This is a genomic window from Mycetocola sp. (genome assembly GCF_046716805.1).
GTDB lineage: Bacteria > Actinomycetota > Actinomycetes > Actinomycetales > Microbacteriaceae > Mycetocola_A.
In genome coordinates, this window is record NZ_JBKJWH010000023.1 from 1 (window position 1) to 7,360 (window position 7,360).

A 7,360-nucleotide genomic window follows, 5' to 3' on the forward strand; every position below is an offset into this window, starting at 1 on the left:
CAACAGAGCCGTATTTCGGCGGCACACGCAGCAACGGAGGTGCAACAGTGACAATGGACAAGACAGTGGCAAGCGCAGCTGAGGCGGAGGCGCACATCGCCAGCTGATCCTCGATCGCAGTCGGCGGTATCGGGTTGTGCCGCAACCCGATCACCCTGATCGAAGCGCTGCTCGAGAAAGGCAGCGACGGCCTGTCGATCGTCAGCAACAACTGCGGCGTCGACGACTGGGGGCTCGGGGTGCTGCTGGCCAACCGCCGCATCCGCAAGATGACCTCCTCCTATGTCGGTGAGAACAAGGAGTTCGAGCGCCAGTTCCTGTCGGGTAAGCTCGAGGTCGAACTCACCCCGCAGGGCACGCTGGCCGAGAAACTGCGGGCGGGCGGGTCCGGGATCGCCGCGTTCTTCACCCAGACCGGGGTCGGCACGCAGGTCGCGGAAGGCGGACTGCCCCGTCGTTACGACGGTTCAGGCGGAATCGCGATCGCCTCGCCGCCCAAGGACGTCCGCAACTTCCCGGTGCGCGGGGAAGAGAAACCCTTCGTGCTCGAGGAAGCAATCTCGACCGACTTCGCCCTCGTCCACGCCGAACGCGGCGACCGGCACGGCAACCTCGTTTTCAACAAGTCCGCCCGCAACTTCTCCCCATTGGCGGCGATGGCCGGCCGGATCTGCATCGCGCAGGTCGAGGAACTCGTCGAACCCGGCGAGATCGACCCCGACGCTGTTCACCTCCCCGGGGTATTCGTCCACCGGGTCGTGCTGGTCGGTCCGGACATCGAGAAGCGCATCGAACGTCGAACCGTTCGCTCAACGGAAGGCAGCTGAACCATGGCACTCACCCGCAACGAAATGGCCGCACGCGCAGCGCTCGAGCTCGCTGACGGCGCCTATGTCAACCTCGGCATCGGCCTGCCCACGCTTGTACCCAACTATGTGCCGGAGGGCGTGACAGTCACCCTGCAGTCGGAGAACGGCATCCTCGGTGTCGGTCCGTACCCGGCGGAGGACGCGGTCGACCCCGACCTGATCAACGCGGGAAAGGAGACGGTGACGACCCTGCCGGGAACCGCCTTCTTCGACTCGGCGTTGAGCTTCGCGATGATCCGCGGCGGCAAGATCGATGCGGCGATCCTCGGAGCCATGCAGGTCTCCGCCGCAGGCGACCTCGCGAACTGGATGATCCCGGGCAAGGTCGTGAAGGGCCCAGGCGGGGCCATGGACCTGGTCCACGGTGCCGGCCGGGTGATCGTGCTGATGGAGCACGTCGCTCGTGACGGTTCGGCCAAGATCGTGAACGAATGCTCGCTTCCGCTGACCGGGCGCGCCGTCGTTCACCGCATCATCACGGACCTCGCCGTGATCGACGTCACCCCGGATGGCCTCGTGCTCGTGGAGGTAGCGCCTGGAGTAACGGTCGACGAGGTCATCGCCGCCACGGAGCCTCGGCTTCGGGTCGCCGTCAGCGCCTGAACCGAAACGAACGAAGGAGTTCACGCATGGCCACACTGCTCGCCGGGATCACAGCGAGAACCGTCGCGACGCCGAGGCTCGCCGTGAACGTCCTCGAGCGCGAGAATCAGGGCACCGGCCCCGTTGTGGTGTTCCTGCACGGGAACGTGTCGTCGAGCCTGTTCTGGCAGCCGCTGATGCTCGACCTGCCGGATTCGGTCCGGCCGATCGCGATCGACCTGCGTGGCTTCGGCGACAGCGAGACCGCGCCGGTCGACGCCACACGGGGACTGCGTGATTTCAGCGACGACGTGCTTGGGGTGCTCGAGGCACTCGGCATCGAGCGGGCGCACTTTGTCGGCTGGAGCATGGGGGCCGGCGTGGTCATGCAGTTGATGCTGGATCGGGCGGATGTCGTCGCGACGGCGACCCTGACGGCTCCTGTTTCTCCCTATGGCTTCGGCGGAACGACGATCGACGGCACGATCCTGTCGGATGCCGCTGGCACCGGTGGGGGAGGGGCGAACCCCGATTTCGTCGCCGCACTCGCGGCAGGGGACACCACAGCGGACTCGCCGACCTCGCCCCGCCAGGTGTTTCGCGCGACGTATGTCGCCGCCGGTTACGAGACCGGGCTCGAGGATCTCTGGGTGGAGTCGATGCTGTCGACAAAGACCGGCGAGGACAACTATCCGGGAAACTCGGTGCCGAACGACGCGTGGCCAGGCTTCGGACCGGGCGACCGCGGCGTACTCAACACCATGACGGCCGACCACTTCAACGTCACCGCCATCACGGAACTCGAAACCAAACCGCCGATCCTCTGGATCCGCGGCGACGCCGACGCCATCGTCAGCGATGCGTCGTTCTTCGACCTCAACATGCTCGGCTCGGTGGGGGCGATCCCGGGCTGGCCGGGAGCGAGCGTGGCACCCCCGCAGCCGATGGTGAGCCAGACCCGTCAGGTGTTCGAGCGTTACGGCGCCAACGGCGGTGCGGTTCGTGAGGTGCTGTTCGACGGCTGCGGCCACTCACCGCACCTCGAGCGTCCGGTCGAGTTCCGTGAAGCGTTGCTCGCTCACATCGGGGGATGAGCAGTCGGCAACCGCTCAGCGCGCCCGGCGTAGGATGATCGTGTGCCAGCAGTCAATTTGGGAATGCCCAAGGTCCCTGAGATCCTCGCTCCGCGTCGGAAGACCCGCCAGATCAAGGTAGGTAAGGTCCTCGTCGGTGGTGACGCGCCGGTCAGCGTCCAGTCGATGACGACGACGCCGACCCCGAACATCAACGCGACCCTGCAGCAGATCGCTGAGCTGACGGCATCCGGCTGCGACATCGTCCGCGTCGCTGTACCCAGCCGTGACGACGCCGAGGCGCTGCCGATCATTGCCAAGAAGAGCCAGATCCCGGTCATCGCCGACATCCACTTCCAGCCCAACTACGTCTACGCGGCGATCGACGCCGGCTGCGCCGCTGTGCGGGTCAACCCGGGCAACATCCGCAAGTTCGACGACCAGATCGCCGAGATCGCCCGTCGAGCGAAGGCCGCGGACGTGTCGATCCGCATCGGCGTCAACGCCGGGTCGCTCGACCCACGCCTGCTGCAGAAGTACGGCAAGGCAACACCCGAAGCGCTGGTAGAGAGCGCCGTCTGGGAGGCGAGCTTGTTCGAGGAGCACGACTTCCACGACTTCAAGATCTCGGTCAAGCACAACGACCCGATCGTCATGGTCAAGGCCTACCGTCTTCTCGCCGAGCGCGGCGACTGGCCTCTGCACCTCGGCGTCACCGAGGCCGGGCCGGCGTTCCAGGGAACGATCAAGAGTGCGACCGCGTTCGGCATCCTGCTGTCCGAAGGCATTGGAGACACCATCCGTGTCTCGCTCAGCGCTCCGCCCGCTGAGGAGATCAAGGTCGGCCTGCAGATCCTGCAGTCGCTGAACCTCCGTGAACGCAAACTCGAGATCGTTTCCTGCCCGAGCTGCGGCCGGGCACAGGTGGACGTGTACACCCTCGCCGACGATGTCACCAAGGGCCTTGAAGGCATGAGCGTGCCGCTTCGCGTGGCCGTGATGGGATGCGTCGTCAACGGACCGGGTGAGGCCCGCGAAGCCGACCTCGGCGTCGCCTCCGGCAACGGCAAGGGCCAGATCTTCGTCAAGGGCGAGGTCATCAAGACTGTTCCTGAGTCCGAGATCGTCGCGACACTCATTGAAGAGGCGAACCGCCTCGCTGCCGAAATGCCGGCGAGTGAGTCGTCCCTCGGATCGCCGGTGGTCAGCGTCAGCTGAACCGGAGGGCGTTCGACGCTTGTTTCGCCCGGTGCCCGTTTCTGAGGGCCGACAATGGTTTCATGGGTCCGTAAAGGGCACCTCTCCGCGAAGCTCTTGCGGGCAGGGTATCTGCGAACGTGCGCTCGCCACCGATCGTGGCGGGCTGCAACGATCGGGTGGTGCCCCTAGAAGGTCCGGCTTATGCCATCGCCGGTTCCGGACCCAGATTTGGGCCTTCGGAGGGTGAGGCTCCGGCTTGATATGTCCAACAGCTTGTGGGACATCGAACGGTAGCGCGCCGGTACGGGAAGCCGCGACAGTCCACTGTTCCCACAGAGCGTCGTAGCTGACGCTAAAAGGCGAGAGATTCCCAGCAGAATGGAACACCCGCACCGCCAGCCAGGAACTGAGCCAATCTCGCTGGAACCCGAATTCTCGGGCAATCCGTATGGAAGTTGATCGCGACGGAACGACCGGACAACACGGAGGAGCGCTTCCATGGCAAGCGACAGCGAGAAGGGCGCTTATGCAGGGAATGTCTACGCCTCACACCTGTGCAGGAATTCTCGTAGCACTTGGGTGTAGCGCTCGGGCTCCTCAAGATGGGGTAGGTGGCTGCTCTCCTCGAAGATGGCTAGTTCGGATCCGGCTACGAGGCTCTGGTACAACTCCGTGTCCTCCGGCCGTGTCTCGTCATAGCGCCCACAAACGAACAAAGTAGGGATCGTCAGCCCCCCGAGCCGATCCGTGAGGTCGTAGTCCTTGTGGATGCCTGTGATAACGAATTCGTTCGGACCCTGCATTCGCTCATAAATGGACTGGTTCAGCTGCCCGAATGTACGCATCACCGAATCCGGCCACGGATCCAATCGGCAGACGTGTCGCCGGTAGAACTCCATCGTTGCGTCCTGATACTCCTCGGAGTCAGTGCTGCCGGCGGCCTCGTGGCGGTCAAGGACCGCCCGCACGTCGGCCGGAAGGGTTGCGCGGAGTACCGCAGTGCCGGCGGCATAGCGAGGAATGCTTAGACACGGATCGGCCAGAACCACACTCGCCAGCCGCCCCGGGGAACGCAGCGCATATTCGGCCGCGACGATTGTTCCCCACGAATGGCCGAGCAAGTGGACCCTCGGTGACCCCACCTCGTCGAGGACCGCCCCAAGCTCCTCGACCAGTCGGTCATTAGTCCAAAGACCCGGATCGTCCGGGACATCCGACTTCCCGGCGCCAAGCTGGTCATAAACCACGACCGGCCGCTCGTCGGCCAAGGCCTCCAGTGGTTCCAGATAGTCATGCGTGCCCCCTGGGCCGCCATGGACAGTAACCAGCGGAATCTTCAATCCATCGCCAACCACCTGGTACCAGACCCTGCCGCCACGAACCTCAACGTGGCCTTCCCTCGCCTGCAGATCATCAGTCACGGTGCCTCCAATGATGAAGTGGGCCAAGGAAGGTGGCTGCTTCGTCTCTAAGTAGACTCTGCAGCATCAAGTGGCGTCAATCCCAGGCGGGCGGGTGCGAGCAGGACGGGGCAGGCCCGCCGTTGGAGCCTCATCGAACTGTCACGCGCCAGAGGTCTGCCCACAGACGCAACTATCGTGAACTGCCGGATCATGGCGGCTCCCATGGCCGGATCGTTCTGGAACGCGAAATGGCCAGTCGGATGTCTGGGCCAGGTCATCCCACTCCGTCTCGTGCCGCTTGTCCCGCAAGAGGTTCGCGCAAAGGGTTCACATACGACACGTCGGACTAATGGTCAGATCAGAGTCCACTTCGTCAGGCCGATAATCGTTCGTGCGACCTCAGTTACGGTTCGAGCGTCAGTTGCGACCCGGTGAACTTCCTCAGGGGCGGACTGTTCAAGCCGCTCCCCGGCGCGATTGCTCCGCTCGACGTGTGCTTCGAGGTCAGAACCTATCTCTCGTCCAGCTAATCGGAGCGCTGCCGTCTTATCTTCGGCACCAAGCAACACTCCAGTGGCACGGACCTCGCCACCGATCGCTTCGTTCAGATTCGCCATTTCGAGCACGCTGACCGTATTGGTGTAGATCAGGCGCCGGTAGCCGGCCTCGTGGTAGTTATGCCACATCGCTGCGAGGTTTCTCTCGGCTAGGGGCATTCCGTTGCGCCACGGTTCTGGGTAAGCCTGGTCCAAGTTGTCGCCCTCGATCACGGCGTGCGGGACACCTGCGTCTCTCAGGATGTGAGAGATCTCTGCCGCCACGGTGGTCTTGCCTACGCCAGCGCGACCACCGATGTACACAACTTCGCTTGGTTTAAGAGTTCGCATGCCGCCATTCTCCCGCGCTGAATCTAGCCATCGGACGAGGAGTGAACTTTCAACAAGTCGGAAAGCAAGGCGCTGCTCGGAATTGAACGAGTGCACCCCCCTCGCAGTGGGCGTCCGCTGAGGGTCCGGCTTACGAGAGCCAGACGCGGGAAAGATCCGGGTACGAAGAATCCCAGAGATCCGACGACCCGCAAGCCACGATGCGATATGCCTTCAAGCGGACCGTGTATTCGAATGACGATGTCGTTGGTCTACACAAGAATGGGAAGAGCGTCCTGGCTATCAAGTTTCGGCACGACCGATTTCTAGACCAGCCTTGGCCGATCGATGTGCTAATCGCGCATAGAGTCGTAGCGGGTGCTCCGCAGTCAATCGTGCAAGTCAAAGATCCTGAAGGAGTCATGTGGATCGAGAGTTAGCTGAACGTGTCGCACTGATGGCTATTCACCCGCGGTACGCAAACGCCATCATGGACGGCCATAAGACAGTTGAATTTCGAAAGCGAAGTCTTGCAGACGATATCCGCACGGTTTGGGTTTACGCGACCGCCCCTGTTAGTCGTGTAATCGGTCGATTCACGGTCGAAGAGATTCACAAGGACACCCCTGGAGCTATATGGGACCGATTCGGGGACGCCGGAGTCATCGAGCGCGACGCGTTTTTCAGGTATTACGCGTCGAACGAAGCGGCTGTGGCGATTGTCGTATCGAACGCGGATAGGTTCCCGGAGCCGCTCGCGCTTGGCGCGCTGAATCCGCAGCCGGCAATCCCACAGTCGTTCGCGTACATCTCGGCTGGAAGTCAGCCGAACCCCTGCTGAGCGCTCGTGTGCGGTGACCGACGTCGGGCCGCGGCCCTTAATACTGCAGTCGCGTCTATTTGGTCCGTGTCGGGGTCTTAGTCGGATATGTGGTGGCTACAGTAGCCAAGGAAGGCCAGCCGGGACCGGACCGGTAAGCGAGGCGTTCCAGATCCGCTGCGTGGTCAGCGACGGCCCAAATCAATAGGGGTGCGTCCAAGTTCGCAATCGATGAGTGATCCGCGAGGAGTTAGGCCGGCGTCTCTGGGTTGGCGCCCCGGCGGACTTGCCGTATCAGCGCAGCCCCGGTCACCAGCTCCACGACGTAGACCAGCAGGGGCGGCAAGTCACCGGTAGCCACCAGGACGGCGGCGAAGACTCCGGCCCCGCCCACATTGAGCCAGCCCGGCCAGCGCGGGTCCCTTGGCAGGGTGCCGGAATTGGCGTGAGCACGAGCCCGTGCCAGCAACCCGCCACCCAGGGCAGCCATGCCGGCAAGGCTCAGCCCCATGTACCCCTGGAATGGCCACATGGGCACATTCCCCAA

At 63.5% G+C, this 7,360-nt stretch carries 6 protein-coding genes and 2 pseudogenes; 5 read left to right on the top strand and 3 right to left on the bottom strand.

Features of this window, described 5'->3' with window-relative positions; all coding sequences use genetic code 11:
- Positions 1-53: 53 nt before the first annotated feature.
- The 4 genes and pseudogenes from ACLQ62_RS01905 to ispG all read left to right on the top strand — a co-directional run bounded on the left by ACLQ62_RS01905 (position 54) and on the right by ispG (position 3,742).
- A pseudogene (locus ACLQ62_RS01905) lies at positions 54-827 on the top strand (CoA transferase subunit A).
- 3 nt (positions 828-830) lie between these two features.
- Positions 831-1,472, top strand: coding sequence for a CoA transferase subunit B (locus ACLQ62_RS01910; RefSeq protein WP_411719969.1), 642 nt, complete (start codon positions 831-833; stop codon positions 1,470-1,472).
- Positions 1,473-1,498: 26 nt separating this feature from the next.
- Positions 1,499-2,545, top strand: coding sequence for an alpha/beta fold hydrolase (locus ACLQ62_RS01915; protein WP_411719970.1), 1,047 nt, complete (start codon positions 1,499-1,501; stop codon positions 2,543-2,545).
- Between the two features lie 42 nt (positions 2,546-2,587).
- On the top strand, positions 2,588-3,742 hold the full coding sequence (gene ispG / locus ACLQ62_RS01920) for a flavodoxin-dependent (E)-4-hydroxy-3-methylbut-2-enyl-diphosphate synthase (RefSeq protein WP_411719971.1): 1,155 nt from the start codon (positions 2,588-2,590) through the stop codon (positions 3,740-3,742).
- 521 nt (positions 3,743-4,263) lie between these two features.
- Here ispG and ACLQ62_RS01925 read toward each other — a convergent pair.
- Together ACLQ62_RS01925 and ACLQ62_RS01930 are read right to left on the bottom strand one after the other, a co-directional pair.
- Complete coding sequence (locus ACLQ62_RS01925; RefSeq protein WP_411719972.1) at positions 4,264-5,145, bottom strand: proline iminopeptidase-family hydrolase; 882 nt, start codon at positions 5,143-5,145, stop codon at positions 4,264-4,266.
- 335 nt (positions 5,146-5,480) lie between these two features.
- Positions 5,481-6,014 (bottom strand): adenylyl-sulfate kinase, encoded by a 534-nt coding sequence (locus ACLQ62_RS01930; protein ID WP_411719973.1) that lies wholly within the window; start codon positions 6,012-6,014, stop codon positions 5,481-5,483.
- A gap of 403 nt (positions 6,015-6,417) precedes the next feature.
- Between ACLQ62_RS01930 and ACLQ62_RS01935 the strand changes: the two genes are divergently transcribed.
- The gene (locus ACLQ62_RS01935; RefSeq protein WP_411719974.1) at positions 6,418-6,834 is read left to right on the top strand and encodes an ASCH domain-containing protein; all 417 of its coding nucleotides are present in this window, start codon (positions 6,418-6,420) and stop codon (positions 6,832-6,834) included.
- A 229-nt stretch (positions 6,835-7,063) separates the two neighbouring features.
- Here the strand turns inward: ACLQ62_RS01935 and ACLQ62_RS01940 are convergent.
- A pseudogene (locus tag ACLQ62_RS01940) lies at positions 7,064-7,360 on the bottom strand (hypothetical protein); the annotation flags it as partial.